The sequence below is a fragment of the Sphingomonas sp. 179-A 2A2 NHS genome, assembly GCF_045371305.1.
Lineage (GTDB): Bacteria > Pseudomonadota > Alphaproteobacteria > Sphingomonadales > Sphingomonadaceae > Sphingomonas.
Window position 1 is genome coordinate 136737 of record NZ_JBIQDE010000005.1, and the last position, 17117, is coordinate 153853.

The following is a 17117-nucleotide window of genomic DNA, read 5'->3' on the forward strand; positions in this document are numbered from 1 at the left end:
CATGCCGCCGCTCATCATCGAGGCCGCGCTGAACGGCGCGACACCGAAATCGCGCAATCCCAACGTGCCGGTCAGCCCGCAGGAACTCGCCAGCGAGGCGCTCGCCGCGATGGAGGCCGGCGCCGCGATCGTCCACACGCATATCGAGCGGATGGATATGACCGGCGACGCCGCGGTCGATCGCTATATGGAGGCCTATGCCCCGGTGCTGGCGGCGCGTCCCGACGCGATCCTCTGGGGCACCGTGGCCACCGGCCCCGATGTGGAGGCACGCTTCGGCCATTACCGCGGCCTCGCCCGTGCCGGCGTCCGCATGGGCGCGTTCGACCCCGGCTCGGTCAACCTTGGCACGCACGGCCCCGATGGCCTGCCCGGTGCCTCAATCCTCTACGCCACCACCTACCGCGACATCGCCTGGCTCGCCGACCTCCACGAACAGGAGAAGCTCGGCCCGGCGATCGCGATCTACGAACCCGGCTGGCTGCGCACCACTTTGGCCTATGAACAGGCCGGCCGCCTCCCCGCCGGTACCTTCGTGAAGCTCTATTTCGGCGGCCGCTACAATTTTCTCGACGGCAAGCGCAGCAACATCACCTTCGGCCTCCCGCCCACTGAGAAAGCGCTGGATGCCTATCTCGAGATGCTCGAAGGCTCGCCACTTCCTTGGGCGGTCGCCGCGATCGGCGATTGCGTCGTGGACACCGGCCTCGCCAGACTTGCGATCGAACGCGGCGGCCACGTCCGCGTCGGCCTGGAGGATTTCGGCGGCGAGCGACAGCCCGGCAATCTGGAGCTGATCGCCGAGGTGGTCGAACTCGCCAGACAGGCCGGCCGCCCGATCGCGACGCCGGAGCAGGCCGCGCAGATCCTGAACCTCCCGCGATGAGCGGCGCAGCCCCCTTCCCCCTTCGTGGCGAGCACCATCGAGGCATCGCGGGCCCGGCCGCGCCCCTCGATTTCGCTCATGCCGGGGGGGCCGGCGACGCGTCCACCAACGTGCGCGAGCTTGCCAAGCCGGTCGGCGCGGTCATCGCCGCGGTCGCGATCCTGCGCTGCCTCGGCCGCCACCGCACGCCGCTTCGCCTCGCTGATATCGTGCGCGAGGAATCGCTCAACACCTCCACCGCGCTCAACATCCTGCGCACGCTCGATCACGAGGGCCTCGTCGCCTTCGATCGTGAGACGAAGCGCTACACGCTGGCGCAGGGCCTCGCCGATCTCGCCGCCCCCTTGCTCGATCACGCCGATCCCGCGCGTCGCGCCGCCGCCGCTATGGCCGCCGCCGCGCAGGAGCTTCACGCCACGATCGGCCTGTGGCGCCGCGTCGGCGACGAGGTGGAGCTGATCCATGTCGCGGACAGTTCGGCGGCGATGCGCGTCGCCTTCACCATCGGCCGCCGCCTGCCGATGATGCTCGGCGCGATGGGCCGGCTGGTCGCCGCGCGCGGCGGCTTCGATGCCGATGCGTTGCGCCGCGGCTTTGACGCCGTGCCTTGGGCCAACGCCCCCGATTATGCCGCCTGGCTCGCCGATGTCGCCGAGACCGCGCAGACCGGCGTCGGGCTCGATCGCGGCCATGTCAACGCGGGCATCCTCGGCGTCGCGGTGCCGGTCGAGGCGGATGGCCCGCTGCGCCACATCCTCGCCGCCGCGATGTTCGACGCCGGCCCGCACCCCGACGCCGCTGTGATCGCCGACCGCCTCCGCGCCGTCGCCGCGGCCGCGGACGGCCGATGATCACCCGAACCAGAACAGATAGTTAGGAGAGCCTGCGATGTACGACCTGCTCGTAAAGAACGGCACCATCGTCGATGGCACGGGCGCCCCCCGCTTCAGGGGCGATCTTGCGGTGGAGGGCGACAGGATCGTCGCCGTCGGCGACGTGTCCGGCACCGCGCGCGAGACGATCGACGCGGACGGCTGCATCGTCACCCCCGGCTTCGTCGATATCCACACCCATTATGACGGGCAGGTCTCGTGGGACAATGTCCTCGCACCCTCCTCGATCAACGGCGTCACCTCCGCCGCCATGGGCAATTGCGGCGTCGGCTTCGCGCCGGCCCGCGCCGACAAGCATGATTGGCTGATCCAGCTGCTCGAGGGCGTGGAAGACATTCCCGGCACCGCGCTCGCCGAAGGGCTGACCTGGAACTGGGAAAGCTTCCCCGATTATCTCGATGCGCTCAGCGCCCGCGAGTACACCATGGACCTCGGCGCCCACATGCCGCACGCGGCGCTTCGCGCCTATGTCATGGGCGATCGCGGCGGCGATCATATGGAGCGGCCCACCGCTGCCGAGGTCGATCGCATGGCCGCGCTCACCGCGGAGGCGATGGAAGCCGGCGCGCTCGGCTTCTCCACCTCGCGCACCCATGCGCACCGCAGCCGCGACGGGCTCAACATCGGCACGCTGACGGCGGAGGATCCCGAACTGCTCGGCATTGCCGCCGCGCTGCGCCGGACGGGCAAGGGCGTGATTCAGCTGATCTCGGACGCCTATCTCACCGCCGACGACGCCTTCGCCACCGCCGAGCTCCAGCTCATCCGCCGCCTCGCCGAAACCAGCGGCCGCCGCGTCTCCTTCACCGTGCAGCAGACCGACGACGCGCCCGATCGCTGGAAGAGCATCTACCGCGAAATCGATCAGATGGTGGCGGATGGCCTTCCCGTCAGCGCTCAGGTCGCACCGCGCCCGATCGGGGCGATCCTCTCCTTCGCCTCCACCACCAATCCCTTCATCGTCGCGCCCACCTATCGCCGCGTCGCGTCGCAGAGCGCGACCATCGACGATCGGCTGAAGGCGCTCGCCGATCCGCAGGTGCGCGCCGAGATCCTCGCCGAGCACGCCGCCTTCCACGCCAGCGAAGGCTTCATCGCGATCATCACGCGGGGCTATTCGCGCATGTTCCGCATGACCGATCCGGTCGATTACGAGCCGCACGAAAGCCAGTCGATCGCGGCCGAGGCCGCTCGCGCCGGCCAGGATCCCGCCCCCTACGTCTATGATGCGCTGATGGAGGAAGGCGGCCGCCGCCTGCTCTACATGCCGCTCATCAACTATGCCCGCGGCAACCTCGATGACGTGCACGGCATGATGACCGGCGATCACGTGCTCTACGGCCTGTCCGACGGCGGCGCGCATTGCGGCACGATCTGCGACGGGAGCTTCCCCACCACCACCGTCGCGCTATGGTCGCGCGGCAACAAGGCCGGTCTCTCCGCCCCGCTCGAACGGCTCGTCCACGGCTATTCGCAGAAGAATGCCGCGCACGTCGGCTGGCACGATCGCGGCGTGCTGGCGCCGGGCTATCTCGCGGATCTCAACGTCATCGCGCTGGACGAACTGTCGCTCGCCCCGCCGGAGATCGTGCAGGATCTCCCCGCCGGCGGCACCCGCCTGCTCCAGCAGCCGCGCGGCTATCGCTGGACGGTGAAGTCGGGCGTGCCCACCTTCGAGCGCGGCGAATGGACCGGGCGCACCCCCGGCCGCCTGCTGCGCGGCGCCCGGGCGCTTGGCTGACCACTGAGGAAGGCGGCAGGCACGCGATCCGCGCCTGCCGCCCCGGCTCTTATTCCTTGCCCGTGCCCGGCTCCGCCATGCCGCGGTGCATTTCGGCCAGCACCGATTGCGGCATCACGCCCGAACCCAGCACCTGAAGCTTGTTCGACAGGCCGGACACGATGTGCCCCTTGCCCGCGATCAGCGCTTCCCAGCCGTCCTTCGCCACCTTCTCCGGATCGGCCTTGGAATCGCTCTGCCCCACGGACGTGTCGAGCATGTCGGCGCGCGCGAAGAACTCGGTGTCCGTCGGCCCCGGCATCAGCGTCGTCAGCGTCACGCCGTCGACATCCTTGATCTCGTTGCGCAGCGCCTCGGTGAAATTGTCGATGAACGCCTTCGTTGCATTGTAGATCGCGTTGAAGCTTCCGGGGATGTAGCCGGCGATCGATCCCGTCACCAGGATCTTGCCGTCACCCCGCGCCACCATCGCCTTCAGCACCTTCTGCAGCAGGTACACGGTGCCCGTCACATTGGTGTCGATTGAATGGCGCCAGGCGGCGACATCCAGGTCGAGGAACGGCCCGCCCGTGCCGATGCCGGCATTGGCGCAGACGAGGTCGATCGTCCGCCCGTTCGCCGCCGCCAGCATCCGGTCGACGCCCTCGATGGTGGAAAGGTCCACCTCGATCGGCTCGACGCTGGTGCCGAACTGCGCAAAATCCTTCGCCGCCGCTTCGATCAGCGGCTCGTCCGCGGCGACGATCAGGTCATATCCCTCGCGCGCGGCGATGGTGGCGAGTTCGAAGCCGATGCCGGTCGATGCGCCCGTCACGATGGCAAGCTTGTTGGCCATGCTGTTTCTCCTAGAGGTCGAGGCGATCGAGGCCGGGCTTCAGCACCACCTTGGTCACTTCATTCTGTTCGTCGTGGAACATGCGATAACCGTCGGGCGCATTCTCCAGCGGCAGTGTGTGGCTGATCAGGAAGGTCGTATCGATCTTCTCCTCCATGATCGCGGTCAGCAGCCCGGGCAGGTAATGCTGCACATGGGTCTGCCCCGTCTTCAGCGTCAGCCCCTTCTCCATGAAGGCGCCGAGCGGAAACTTGTCGACGAAGCCGCCATAGACGGCCGGCATCGAGACGCGCCCGCCCTTGCGGCAGGCGATGATCGCCTGGCGGATCGAATGTGGGCGGTCGGTGCCAAGGAAGGTGGATGCCTTGATCTGGTCCACCACATTGTCGACGAACAGGCCGTGCGCTTCGAGGCCCACGGCATCGATGCACGCATCCGGCCCGATGCCGCCGGTCATCTCCATCAGCGCTTCGTAAGTCGCACTTTCCTCGAAGTTGATCGTCTCGGCGCCGAACTTGCGGGCAAGCTCCAGCCGGCGCGGGAAATGGTCGATCGCGATGACGCGCGCCGCGCCCATCAGGAACGCCGACTGCACCGCGAATAGGCCAACCGGGCCGCAGCCCCACACCGCCACCGTATCGCCCGGCTCGATGTCGGCATTCTCCGCCGCCATCCATCCGGTGGGGAGAATGTCGGAGAGGAACAGCACCTTCTCGTCCGGCACGCCATCGGGCACCACGATCGGGCCGACGTCGCTGAACGGCACGCGGACATATTCCGCCTGCCCGCCCGAATAGCCGCCCGTCATGTGGCTGTATCCGAACAGCCCGGCCATCGGCTGGCCGTACAGCTCCATGGCGATATCCTGGTTGTCGGCGGGCAGGCCGTTGTCGCAGGCGGAATATTGGTGCTTGCTGCAGTGGAAGCACGATCCGCACGAGATGGTGAACGGCACCACCACGCGCTGCCCCTTTTTCAGCGTCGAGCCCGAGCCGACCTCGACCACCTCGCCCATGAATTCATGGCCCAGGATGTCGCCCGCCTGCATCGTCGGGATGTAGCCGTCGTAGAGGTGAAGGTCCGATCCGCAGATCGCGGTCGAGGTAATCTTGATGATCGCGTCGCGCGGGTTGAGGATTTCGGGATCGTCGACCGTGTCGACGCGCACGTCGTGCTTTCCGTGCCAGGCCAATGCTCGCATCAGTTCTTTCCCTCTTCCAGAAGGCGGCGATTGCGCGCGCCGGTGGCGATCTCGCCGGTTTCCATCAGCTGCTTGAATCGGCGCAGGTCACGCCGCGCCTGGATCGCGGGTTCACGCTGGAACATCTTGGCGACCAGCTTGCCGATGATGCCGAACGGCGGGTCGTAGAGGATCGTCGCGGTGACGATCGTGCCGCGATCACCCTGCGCATCGCGAAAGTCGACGCGGCCGCTGTTGGGCACTTCGGCGCCTTCCTCGGATGCCCAGGCGATATATTCGCCCTCGCGTTCGTCGGTGATCCGCGCGGTCCACTCGACGGTGCCGCCGCCGGGCGCCTTCACCACCCAGTGGGAACGCTGGTCGTCCAGCATCTCCACCCGCTCGACATTCTCCATGAACGTCGCGAGCTTCGGGAAATCGCGCCAATAAGCGTAAAGCTCGGCACGCGGCCGGCGGATCGTCACGGTGCGGCCGATCAGCGTGTCGGCATTGCCGCTGGCCGGCGTTCCGATCATCCCGCTGGTCGCGGAATCGACGGCGGCGGACCGATGTTTGGCGGTCGAAAGCGGAGCATCGTCCGCGCGGGCGGGGTCGATCGTGTCGGCCATTCCATCCTCCTGGTGAATGCCCCCCAACGATGCGTGTCGCTCCCGCGTTCCGGGAAAAGCCGCTTAACCGCCCGAACGCGCGTCAAAACTTCCTATTGTTGATGCAGGTTAAGACGCTTCAACCATGCAGCGCGCGCCGCAGCGCCTCGCGGCTGTCGCGGTTCGCCTGCTGCGCCACCCGCGCGCCAGCCACCAGCGTGAAGGCATGGAAGGCGCCCGGATAGACATGAAGCTCGGTGGGCACCCCGGCCGCCATCAGCCGCCGCGCATAATCCAGGTCCTCGTCGACGAAGAGGTCGAGCGCCCCGGTCGAAATGAAGGTCGGCGGCAGCCCCGCCAGATCCGCCGCGCGCGCCGGCGCAGCATAAGCCGACACGTCCTTGCGCCCCGGTTCATGGCCCAGCAGCGCCGTCCAGCCGAAGATGTTCTTCGCCCGGTTCCAGATGAACTCGCCCGCGGTGGCATGCGGCTGCGCGGTGCAGGTCCGATCGTCCAGCATCGGATAGATGAGATGCTGGAACGCCAGCCGGTGCTCGCCCCGGTCGCGCGCCAGCAGGGCCAGCGCCGCCGCCAGCCCGCCACCGGCGCTCTCGCCCATCACGCCGATGCGCGCCGCGTCCAGTCCCAGCGCATCCGCCTCGCGCATCACGAAATCGAGCGCGGCGTAGCAATCATCGACATTGCCGGGAAAGCAGGTCTCCGGCGCCAGGCGATAATCCGCCGAAACGATCGCGCATTTCAGGTCCTGCGCCATCACGCGGTGCGCGTCCGCCAGCTCGCTCGCCTTGCCCGCGACATAGCCGCCGCCATGCAAGTGAAGGATCGTCGGCAGCGGCCCTGCCACGCCATTGGCGCGATAGACGTGCAGCGGCACGGCCGGCGCGCCGTCGCGGCCCGGTGCTTCCATCCGGTCGAAGCGCACGTCCACCGGCGGCATTGGCGGGCGCGGCAGCGATCGCGCGCGCACGGCCGGCAGTGCCTCGACGGTCAGGTCGAAGGTCGGCCAGGCCTCCAGCAGCGGCAGCAGTTCAGGGTCCACCAGATGCCGCGTGCCGCTCGAAGCCATATGCTCATCCTCTCGTCTGTCGTTGCCGCCACCCTTTCATCCGCCCGGCGGCAGGGCAAGGCGCCAGTGCAAGGCGGGGCGCGATGTGGCACAGGCGCACGCCATGGCCCGCCCCCACATTCTCGTCGATGCCGATGCCTGCCCGGTGAAGGAGGAGATCTACCGTGTCGCCTATCGGCTGGAGGTGCCGGTGACGGTCGTCAGCAATGCGCACCTTCGCGTGCCGCAGCATCCGCTGATCAGCCGCCAGGTGGTCGATGCCGGCTTCGACGCGGCGGATGACTGGATCGCCGATCATGCGGGGCCGGATACGGTCGTGATCACCGCTGACATCCTGCTCGCCGATCGCTGCCTGAAGGCGGGTGCCACCGTCGTTGCGCCGAATGGCAAGCCCTTCACCACCAGCTCGATCGGCAATGCCGTGGCGGTGCGCGCGATCATGAGCGATCTGCGCGCCGGCGGCGATCGCATCGGCGGCCCTGCGCCCTTCGCGAAGGAGGATCGCTCGCGCTTCCTCTCCGCGCTCGATGCCGCGCTGATGAAGCTCCTCCGCCGCCCGCGATAAGTCACGGAAGAATCGCCGACTCGTGCCCGTTCGGCTAAGCCGCGCCCTCCCCCCGTGCCATGTTCTCAGTGCCAGTATCCGATGAAGGAACGATCATGATCCTCACCCCCGGCTCCGTGTCGCTCGACGGCTGGAAGGCGATCTATCGCGGTGCCGCGCCGCGGCTCGATCCGGCGAGCATGGATGCGGTGGCGGCCAGCGCCGCGGCGGTCGCGCGGATCGTCGAGCGGGGGGACCCGGTCTATGGCATCAACACCGGCTTCGGAAAGCTCGCGCACGTCCGCATCGAACAGGCGGATCTTGCAACGCTCCAGCGCAACATCGTGCTCAGCCACGCGGCAGGTGTCGGCGATCCGATGCCGATCCCGATCGCCCGGCTGATGATGGCGCTGAAGCTCGCCAGCCTGGCGCGCGGCGCCTCGGGGGTGCAGCCCGCCACGGTCCAGCTCCTCGAGGCGATGCTTGCCCGCGGCCTCACCCCACGCGTCCCGGCGCAAGGCTCGGTCGGCGCGAGCGGCGATCTCGCCCCGCTCGCGCACATGACGGCGGCGATGATCGGGGTCGGCACCATCTACTTGGATGGCGTGCCGCGCGACGCGGCCGAGGCGCTCGCCGCCGCCGGGCTCGCGCCGCTGGAGCTTGGCGCCAAGGAAGGGTTGGCGCTGCTCAACGGCACGCAATTCTCCTGCGCCTATGCGCTCGCCGCGCTGATCGAGGCGGAGCGGCTCTATCGCAGCGCGCTCGTCACCGGCATCCTCTCGACCGAGGCAGCAAAGGGCACCGACGCGCCGTTCGACGCCCGCGTCCATCTGCTGCGCGGCCACGCCGGCCAGATCGAGACCGCGGCGGCGCTGCGCGATCTCATGGCCGATTCCGCAATCCGCGCCTCGCACCGCGTCGATGATGCGCGTGTGCAGGATCCCTATTGCCTGCGCTGCCAGCCGCAGGTGATGGGCGCCATCCTCGATCTCCTCCGCCAGGCAGCAATCACGCTGCTGACCGAGGCGAACGGCGTGTCCGACAATCCATTGATCTTCGCCGACACGGACGAGGCGCTCTCGGGCGGCAATTTCCACGCCGAGCCGGTCGCCTTCGCTGCGGACATGATCGCCATTGCGCTGTGCGAGATCGGCTCGCTCGCCGAACGGCGCATCGCGATGCTGGTCGATCCCGCGCTGTCCGGCCTCCCCGCCTTCCTGACGCCCCGCCCGGGCCTGAACTCCGGCTTCATGATCCCGCAGGTCACCGCCGCCGCGCTCGTCAGCGAAAACAAGCAGCGCGCAATGCCCGCCAGCGTCGATTCGATCCCCACCTCGGCCAATCAGGAAGATCACGTCTCGATGGCGGCGCACGGCAGCCGGCGGCTGATGGCGATGGCCGCCAATGTCGATTCGGTACTCGGGATCGAGCTTCTCGCGGGCGCGCAGGGCTGCGACTTCCTCCTGCCGCTACGCTCCAGCGCCCCGATCGAGGCGGTCCGCGCGCTGCTGCGCGAACGCGTGCCGACGCTGACCGAGGATCGCCACATGGCGCCCGACATGGCGCTGGCCACCACGCTGGTCGCGCACGGCACCCTGCTTGCCAGCGTCCCCCCGCTGCCCGGCGTTGCCTAGCGACGCCTCAACTCAGGCGCGTCGCCTGGCGGCGGCTCACAGCCAGGCGCGCACGCCAAGCACGAACGAAAAGCCGCCCGTGCCTTCCCCGTCCGCGCGGGCGTAGCGCGCCGTCGCGCCGAAGCGCCGCTCCCACGCCACGCCCACATAAGGCGCGAATTCGCGCGCCACTTCGTAGCGCAATCGAAGCCCAGCCTCCGCCTGTGACAATCCCGCCCCGATCCGCTCGGCCGGCATGTCCTGCGCCGCCAGGTTGAACTCGGCGCGCGGCTGCAGGATCAGCCGCTGCGTGATCCTTTGGTCGTACCACGCCTCCGCCCGCGCCAGCACGTCGCCCTTGTCTGACAGGAACAGCGCGCCCTCGACGTCGAACCAGTACGGCGCCAGTCCTTCCACCGCGACCGTCGCATAGGTGCGCCGCGGCCTCCGCCCCAGATCCTGCCGCACGCCCACTTCAAGGTTCCAGTACGGGTCGATCGCGCGCGCATACAGCGCCTGCACCTCCGCCGCTTCCACCGGGCCGCCGAACGCCCCCTCGCCCTCGGACTTGATCACCAGCCGGTCGACATCGCCGCCGAACCAGCCCTCGCCGTCCCAGGCATAACCGTTGCGCCCGCGCCGCGCCTTCGCCTCGGCCAGGTTGAACAGCACCTGCCCGGTCCGCATCCCGCCATGCTCGGCGCGCATCGCCCGGTCCGCCGCCGCCATCGCCGCCGGATCGTAGAAGCGCGCGGCGGCACGATCGGTCGGCGGCTTTGGTGGCGGTGCATTCCCCGCCGGCTGGTCGGTGCCGGCTGGCCGCGCCGCCTTGCAATGCCCCATTGCGGCATGCTCGGGCGAACAGCCTCCCGCAGGAGCCGGGGCCGGTGCTTCAACCGGCGCGGCGGGCGTGCAATGGCCCATCGCGGCATGGTCCGGCGGGCACGCCTGCGGCGCCGCTGCGAGCGCCAGGGCAAGCGCGATCACGCCGCCGCTCCTTCAGTGGCATCCGGCCGCACCGTCACCACCTGCATCATGCCGGCGTGCATGTGGTAGAGGAGGTGGCAGTGGAACGCCCAGTCACCCACCGCATCGGCGGTCAGGTCGAAGGTCACCGTCCCCCCCGGCGCCACGTTCACCGTGTGCTTCCTCGGCGCATGATCGCCATGCCCGGTCACCAGTTCGAAGAAATGGCCGTGCAGGTGAATGGGGTGCGCCATCATCGTGTCGTTGACCAGCGTCACGCGGACGCGCTCGCCGGCGCGGAACGGGATCGGTGCCTTCACCTCGTTCAGCTTCACCCCGTCGAACGCCCACATATAGCGTTCCATGTTGCCGGTCAGGTGGATGCGCATCTGCCGCGAGGGCGCGCGCACGTCCGGGTTGCGGCTCGCCGCGACGAGATCGCGATAGACGAGCACGCGATGGCCCACATCGCCAAGGCCCTGCGGCGGCTCGCCCGTGCGATCCACCGGCATCGGCGCGATCGACTGGACGGTGGGCGTTCGCGCCACCTCGGGCGCATTGGCGAAATCGCGCATCGCATGATCCATCGCGCCCCCGCTGCCGTGGCCGCCGCCATGGCTCGCGTCATGCCCTGCACCATGGGCACCATGGCCGCCGCCAGCAGGCATGGCGTGATCCATGCCCCCCATCCCCATGTCCTTCATCGTCGTCAGCGGCCGGCGGCGCAGCGGCGGCACCTCGGCTACCATGCCCGCGCGCGGCGCCAGCGTCGCGCGGCCCATGCCTGACCGGTCGGACGCTTCCGCCACCAATGTATAGGCGCGCGCCTCCGCCGGCTCGACGATCACGTCATAGGTCTCGGCCACCGCGATCTGGAACTCGTCCACCGTCACCGGCCGCACGTCCAGCCCGTCGGCCTGCACGACCGTCAGCTTCAGTCCCGGAATGCGCACGTTGAAGATCGTCATGGCGGAGGCATTGACGAAGCGCAGCCGCACCCGCTCGCCCGGCGCGAACAGCGCGGTCCAGTTGTCGCGCGGGCCATAGCCGTTGACGAGATAGGTGTAGGTCGATCCCGTCACGTCCGAGATGTCGGTCGGGTCCATCCGCATCGCGCCCCATTGCGCGCGTTCGCCGGCCGGCTGGTCCCGCCCCGCCAGCAGCGATCCCAGCGTCTGCTTCTGGTAATTGAAATAGCCGCCCTGCAGCTTCAGCCGGCGGAAGATCGCGTGCGGGTGCAGCGGCGAATGATCCGACAGCACGATCACATGCTCGCGATCCGACGCGATCGGATCTTCGCCCGCGGGATCGATCACCAGCGGGCCGTAATGGCCCATCTGCTCCTGCAAGCCGGAATGGCTGTGATACCAATAGGTACCAGCTTGGATCACCGGAAACTCATAGGTGAAGGTGCTGCGCACGGGGATGCCGGGAAAGCTGATCCCCGGCACGCCGTCCATCTGGAACGGCAGCAGCAGGCCATGCCAGTGGATCGAGGTATCCTCGTCCAGCCGGTTGATGACTTTCAGCCGCGCATTCTGCCCCTCGCGCAGGCGGATGAGCGGCGCCGGCACCGTGCCGTTGATCGCGATTGCGTGGCTCGGCCGGCCGTTAACCGTCATCATCCGGTGCGCGACGGTCAGTTCCACCTCGGGTCCGGCCAGCACGGGCAGCGGCGCGGCGATCCCGGCCGATACCGGCTGCGCCCAGGCCGGCATCCACGGCAGCGCCAACCCACCGGAGGCAAGCCCCGCCTGGCGAAGGAATTGTCGACGGGTCCGGCCGCTCATGGCCACGCGCTAGCTCCCCTCACCTTTCGGCTGCCTGACCGCTGGCGCTCAGCCGCCGCGATTGATCTTCTTGATGACGCCGGAAAAGCTCATCACCATCGCGCCATCGTCGTCGATCAGCCCGCGCACGAAGATCAGGCTGCGCCCCGCCTTTATCACCTCGCCCCGCGCGGTCAGCAGCCGGTCCGGCCGCGCCGCGCCGACGAACTCGGCGTTCAGCGACGCCGTCACACCATGGAATTCCGGCAGCTCCGCCGATGCGATCATGAACAAGGAGAAATCGGCAAAGGTCAGCAGCGCGCCGCCATGCACGTTGCCGCCGCCGTTGCGGTTCTTCGCCTCCGGGCGGAAACCACAGACCAGCTTGCCATCCTCCGGCCGCGCGAAGAACGGCCCGGTATGATCCTCGAACGGGTCGGTGCCCGGCCAGCGCAGCCACCCCGCCCAATCGCCTTCCGTAACCGGGATCAGGCGCGTGCCGGGCGTGGTCGTCGTGTCCAACTCTCTGCCTTTCGCTTCGTGAAGGTGTCAGCGCGCCGGGGCGCCGACATTGGGCAATGTCGCCTCGTCGGCGCGCGGCATGCGGCCGAACAGCGCCCGGTCCTCGGGGCCGAAGGCCCAGCGCCACAGGATGAAGAGATACGTCGCCGCGATCGCCGGGATGCCGATCACCACCTCCGCCCATTCGAAGTGCGGGGGCAGCGCGGTGAACAGTGCGCCGACGCCGCCCGCCGCCAGCACCGCCCACAGCAGCGGCCAGCGCAACGGAGAAACGGGCGCGCCCAGGATCTTTCCCAGCAGCCGCGCCTTGATCAGAGAGGTCAGCGCCAGGCTCGTCATCAGCGCCAGCGCCGGGCCGGCGGCCTGATATTCCACCGGCCAGCCCTGCCCGCGCATCAGCAGGATCAGCCCGAAGCTCAGCGCCACCTGGAACGTCAGCATCACGGCGGAGATCAGCAGGTTGCGATGCCGCGCGGTATAGACCAGCGCCGTCTCGCACACCGCGCCGGTGGAGGCGAGCACCTCCGCGGTCAGCAGGAAGGCCAGCGCCGCGGTACCCGCCACGAACTGCGGGCCCACGACGCCCATCACGGCTTCGCCCGGGATCGATCCCATCAGCGCCAGGCACGCCTGCGCCGCGATGATCCAGAACGCGACCTGGCGCACCTGCCGCGCGATCGCCGCCCGGTCGTTCACCGCCAGGCTCTGCGTGATCACCGGGCCCAGGATCGGGTCGAACGATGTCTTCAGCTTCTGCGGCAGGCTCGCCACCTGCTGGGCCATGTAATAGATGCCGACGATCTTGGGCTCGAACATCACGCCCAGGATGAAGCGGTCGACATTGCGCGTGCCCCATTCGAACGCGTCAGCGCCCGCCAGCGGCACGTTGTCGCGGATCATCGCCAGCAGGCCGCGCAGGTCCGGTGACCATCCGCGCGGCAGGCCATAGCTGCGCACCAGCGGCACGATCGACGCGATCAGCGCCGCCGTCATCGAGGCGACATAGCTCAGCACCAGTCCGTCGCGGATGGTGAAGAAGGAGAAGACCCAGGCCGCGATCGAGATCGTCCACGGCTCCACCACGGCGCGCGCCGTCACCGCCGCCTTCACGTTGTGGCGATAGGCCAGCGCCGCGAGGCTCACGTCCGACCAGGCGATCGCCAGCACGATCAGCGGCAGCCAGCGATCCAGCCCGACGATCGGCGTATTAGGGTACATGACCTCGGGGAAGGTGCACAGCACCGCGCTCGCCGCCAGCGACAGCATCGCCGCGACGACCAGCCCGTCGGCAACGACATGAACGTGCGGCCGGTCGGTCCGACTCAGCGCCTGTGCCAGCCCGCGCTTCAGGCCAAGCGTCGCGACGAGCGCCGCCAGTTCCACCACCACCACCGCAATGGCGAACCGCCCCACCAGCTCCGGGCCATAGAGGCGCCCCGCGATGAACAGGAACGGGATGCGCGCCGCCAGCCGCAGGATGAATCCCGCGACATTGGTGCGCCCGCCCTTGGCGAGCTGCGCAATATCCTTCGACGTCTCGGTCACTGAGGCGTCCTGCCGGCCTCGCGCTGTTCGCCGCTCAATGCGCCGCCCCCCAGCTCACGCCGGTGCCGATTTCCACCGCCAGAGGCACGTCCAGCTTCACCGACGGCTCGGCCGCGGTCGCCATCACGCGCTCGATCACCGGCTTCGCCGCCTCGACTTCGCTTTCGGGCACCTCGAAGACCAGTTCGTCGTGCACCTGCAGCAGCATGCGCGTGCCGGTCAGCCCGGCCTCGGCCAGCGCCGGCTCCATCCGCGCCATCGCGCGCTTGATGATGTCGGCGCTCGTGCCCTGGATCGGCGCGTTGATCGCCGCACGCTCGGCGCCTTGCCGCTCGTGCTGCACCTTGCTCCTGATTCGCGGGAAATGGGTCTTGCGGCCGAACAGGGTGGTGGTGAAGCCCTGCTCGCGCACCGCCTGCAGCGTCTCGGCGATATAGCGGTTGATGCCCGGGAAGCGCTCGAAATAGCGGTCGATCATGGCCTGCGCCTCGTCCGCCGTCACGTCCAGGCGCCCGGCAAGGCCCCAGCGGCTGATGCCGTAGAGGATCGCGAAGTTGATCGTCTTGGCCCGCCCGCGCGTGTCTCGATCCACCGTGCCGAACAGCTCCTGCGCGGTCAGCGAGTGAATGTCGTCGCCGCGCGCGAAGGCTTCCTTCAGCGCCGGCACGTCGGCCATGTGCGCCGCCAGCCGAAGCTCGATCTGCGAATAGTCCGCCGCCAGGATCACATTGCCCGGCTCTGCCACGAAAGCGTCGCGGATCTGCCGGCCGATCTCGGTGCGGATCGGGATGTTCTGCAAATTGGGGTCGGTGGATGACAGGCGCCCGGTCTGCGCGCCGGTCAGCGAATAGCTGGTGTGGACGCGGCCCGTCGCCGGGTTGATCTGCTCCTGCAGCGCATCGGTATAGGTGGATTTCAGCTTCGACAGCTGGCGCCAGTCCAGCACCCGCGCGGCGATCTCCTTGCCCGGCGAATCCTTGTCCGCCGCGATCCGCTCAAGCTCGTTGACGTCGGTCGAATAGACGCCGCTCTTGCCCTTGCGCCCACCCTTGATGCCCATCTTCTCGAACAGGACATCGCCCAGCTGCTTGGGACTGCCGATGGTGAAGGGCGCGCCGGCGATGCCGTGGATCACGCCTTCCAGCTCGGCCATCTGGGTGGCGAATTCCTTGGAAAGCCCGGCCAGCCGCTCGCGATCCACCTTGATCCCATGCCGCTCCATCCGCGCGATCACGGCGACGAGCGGCCGGTCGACCATCTCGTACACCCGCGTCACGCTTTCGATCGGCAAGCGCGGGCGGAAGCGGCGCCACAGCCGCAGCGTCACGTCCGCATCCTCCGCAGCATAGCGGGTCGCGGCCTTCAGATCGACTTCGTGGAAGCCGATCGCCTTCTTCCCCGTGCCCGTCACGTCCTTGTAGGCGATGCAGCTGTGCGACAGATGCGTCGCGGCCAGCTCGTCCATGCCGTGCCCGTGAAGCCCGGCGTCGAGGTCGAAGCTCATCACGATCGTGTCGTCATAGGGCGCCAGCGTGAGCCCCAGCCGGCCCAGCACGATCAGGTCATATTTCAGGTTGTGCCCGATCTTCAGGACCGACGCGTCCTCCAGCAGCGGCTTCAGCTTGGCCAGCGCCACCTCGCGGTCGAGCTGCGCCGGCTTCTGCGCGAACATGTCGCTCGCCCCGCCTTCGCCGACATGGCCCAGCGGTACGTAGCACGCGCGGTTCGGCGCCAGCGCCAACGACACGCCGACCAGTTCGGCCAGCATCGGATCCTTGGCGGTCGTCTCCGTATCGATCGCCACCCAGCCCTGGTGCCGCGCCGCCGCGATCCAGCTGTCGAGCGCATCCACGTCGACCACCGTTTCGTAATTGTCATGGTCGCACGGCGGATCTTCCTCGTGCGGCACGCCCGCGGGCTCAGGCGGCGTCGGGTCCACGCCCTCGTTCTGCTCCGCCGCCAGCTTCGTCAGCAGCGACTTGAAACCATGATGCTCCAGGAACGCACGCAGCGGCGCCTCCGGGATACCGTCGAGCGCCATTTCCTCCAGCGGGTGCGGCAGCGGCACGTCGCAGGCGAGCTCGACCAGCTTGCGGCTCAGCCGCGCCATCTCGGCATGCTCGATCAGACTGTCGCGCAGCTTGCCCTTCTTCATCTCGGGCGCGGCCGCCAGCACCGCCTCGACGCTGCCATGCTCCAGGATCAGCTTCGCCGCCGTCTTGGGGCCCACACCCGGCACGCCCGGCACATTGTCGACGCTGTCGCCCATCAGCGCCAGCACTTCGCCCAACTTGTCCGGCCCGACGCCGAACTTCTCCACCACGTCCTCGGGGCCGAAGCGCTTGTCCTTCATCGTGTCGAGCATGTCGATGCCCGGCTCGGTCAGCAGCTGCATCAGGTCCTTGTCGGAACTGACGATCGTCACTTGCCAGCCCTGCGCCAGCGCCGCCTTGCTGTACGACGCGATCAGGTCGTCCGCTTCCCAGCCCTGCTCCTCGATGCACGGCAGCGAGAAGGCGCGGGTAGCGTCGCGGATCATCGGGAATTGCGGCACCAGATCCTCGGGCGCCGGCGGCCGGTGCGCCTTGTACTGGTCGAACATCTCGTTGCGGAACGTATGCTCGGATTTGTCGAGGATCACCGCCAGGTGGCTCGGCCCGTCAGCCTTGTGCAGGTCGTTGGCGAGCTTCCACAGCATCGTCGTATAGCCATAGACCGCGCCGGCCGGCTCACCATGCTTGTTGGTGAGCTTGGGCAGCACGTGATAGGCGCGGAAGATGAAGCTCGATCCGTCGACGAGATAGAGATGCGGCATGATGCGCCGCTTAGCCGATCGGCGCGCATGGAACAAACGGTGATACCTTTCGCCCGCCAAGGCGTGCCACCGCGTCGCCATTCCGAACCATCGTCAACCGTCGGCGCGCATCA

Annotated in this window: 14 protein-coding genes; 5 read left to right on the plus strand and 9 right to left on the minus strand. The window is 68.5% G+C overall.

Annotated elements, in window-relative coordinates; translation table 11 throughout:
* Position 1 precedes the first annotated feature (1 nt).
* From ACH0AE_RS12605 to ACH0AE_RS12615, 3 genes are read left to right on the plus strand one after another with little or no spacing between them, the layout of a single operon-like run.
* Positions 2–886: a 3-keto-5-aminohexanoate cleavage protein gene (locus ACH0AE_RS12605; protein WP_406875778.1), complete on the plus strand. Its 885-nt coding sequence runs from the start codon at positions 2–4 to the stop codon at positions 884–886.
* Positions 883–1737 carry an IclR family transcriptional regulator gene (locus ACH0AE_RS12610; RefSeq protein WP_406875779.1) on the plus strand — a complete coding sequence of 285 codons (855 nt, stop codon included), beginning with the start codon at positions 883–885 and terminating at the stop codon, positions 1735–1737. The genes ACH0AE_RS12605 and ACH0AE_RS12610 overlap by 4 nt, the downstream gene beginning before the upstream one ends.
* 37 nt (positions 1738–1774) lie before the next feature.
* Positions 1775–3520, plus strand: coding sequence for an amidohydrolase family protein (locus ACH0AE_RS12615; RefSeq protein ID WP_406875780.1), 1746 nt, complete (start codon positions 1775–1777; stop codon positions 3518–3520).
* Between the two features lie 49 nt (positions 3521–3569).
* On the opposite strand, the gene ACH0AE_RS12620 is transcribed toward ACH0AE_RS12615, so the two are convergent.
* The 4 genes from ACH0AE_RS12620 to ACH0AE_RS12635 form a co-directional block, all read right to left on the minus strand.
* The gene (locus ACH0AE_RS12620; protein ID WP_294444466.1) at positions 3570–4355 is read right to left on the minus strand and encodes an SDR family oxidoreductase; all 786 of its coding nucleotides are present in this window, start codon (positions 4353–4355) and stop codon (positions 3570–3572) included.
* A gap of 10 nt (positions 4356–4365) precedes the next feature.
* Positions 4366–5556 (minus strand): zinc-dependent alcohol dehydrogenase, encoded by a 1191-nt coding sequence (locus ACH0AE_RS12625; protein ID WP_294444468.1) that lies wholly within the window; start codon positions 5554–5556, stop codon positions 4366–4368.
* Positions 5556–6164, minus strand: a complete 609-nt coding sequence (locus ACH0AE_RS12630; RefSeq protein WP_294444469.1) for an SRPBCC family protein — start codon at positions 6162–6164, stop codon at positions 5556–5558. Before ACH0AE_RS12630 ends, ACH0AE_RS12625 begins: the two co-directional genes overlap by 1 nt.
* A gap of 118 nt (positions 6165–6282) precedes the next feature.
* A complete protein-coding gene (locus ACH0AE_RS12635; RefSeq protein ID WP_294444470.1) occupies positions 6283–7230 on the minus strand; it encodes an alpha/beta hydrolase in 948 nt (315 codons plus the stop codon).
* Positions 7231–7333: 103 nt separating this feature from the next.
* Here ACH0AE_RS12635 and ACH0AE_RS12640 point away from each other — a divergent pair, with 103 nt between their 5' ends.
* Positions 7334–7795, plus strand: a complete 462-nt coding sequence (locus tag ACH0AE_RS12640) for a YaiI/YqxD family protein (RefSeq protein WP_294444471.1) — start codon at positions 7334–7336, stop codon at positions 7793–7795.
* A gap of 95 nt (positions 7796–7890) precedes the next feature.
* Positions 7891–9408: a histidine ammonia-lyase gene (hutH, locus tag ACH0AE_RS12645; protein ID WP_294444472.1), complete on the plus strand. Its 1518-nt coding sequence runs from the start codon at positions 7891–7893 to the stop codon at positions 9406–9408.
* 36 nt (positions 9409–9444) lie between these two features.
* Here hutH and ACH0AE_RS12650 read toward each other — a convergent pair whose 3' ends face one another.
* Genes ACH0AE_RS12650 through polA form a run of 5 tightly spaced genes read right to left on the minus strand, consistent with a single transcriptional unit; the run spans position 9445 to position 17004 of the window.
* Positions 9445–10374 (minus strand): copper resistance protein B, encoded by a 930-nt coding sequence (locus ACH0AE_RS12650; RefSeq protein ID WP_294444473.1) that lies wholly within the window; start codon positions 10372–10374, stop codon positions 9445–9447.
* On the minus strand, positions 10371–12143 hold the full coding sequence (locus ACH0AE_RS12655) for a copper resistance system multicopper oxidase (RefSeq protein WP_294444474.1): 1773 nt from the start codon (positions 12141–12143) through the stop codon (positions 10371–10373). The genes ACH0AE_RS12650 and ACH0AE_RS12655 overlap by 4 nt, the downstream gene beginning before the upstream one ends.
* Positions 12144–12191: 48 nt before the next feature.
* Positions 12192–12644 (minus strand): PaaI family thioesterase, encoded by a 453-nt coding sequence (locus ACH0AE_RS12660; protein WP_294444475.1) that lies wholly within the window; start codon positions 12642–12644, stop codon positions 12192–12194.
* Between the two features lie 27 nt (positions 12645–12671).
* Positions 12672–14189: a lipopolysaccharide biosynthesis protein gene (locus tag ACH0AE_RS12665; RefSeq protein WP_294444476.1), complete on the minus strand. Its 1518-nt coding sequence runs from the start codon at positions 14187–14189 to the stop codon at positions 12672–12674.
* A 34-nt stretch (positions 14190–14223) separates the two neighbouring features.
* On the minus strand, positions 14224–17004 hold the full coding sequence (gene polA, locus ACH0AE_RS12670) for a DNA polymerase I (protein WP_294444477.1): 2781 nt from the start codon (positions 17002–17004) through the stop codon (positions 14224–14226).
* Positions 17005–17117 lie beyond the last annotated feature (113 nt).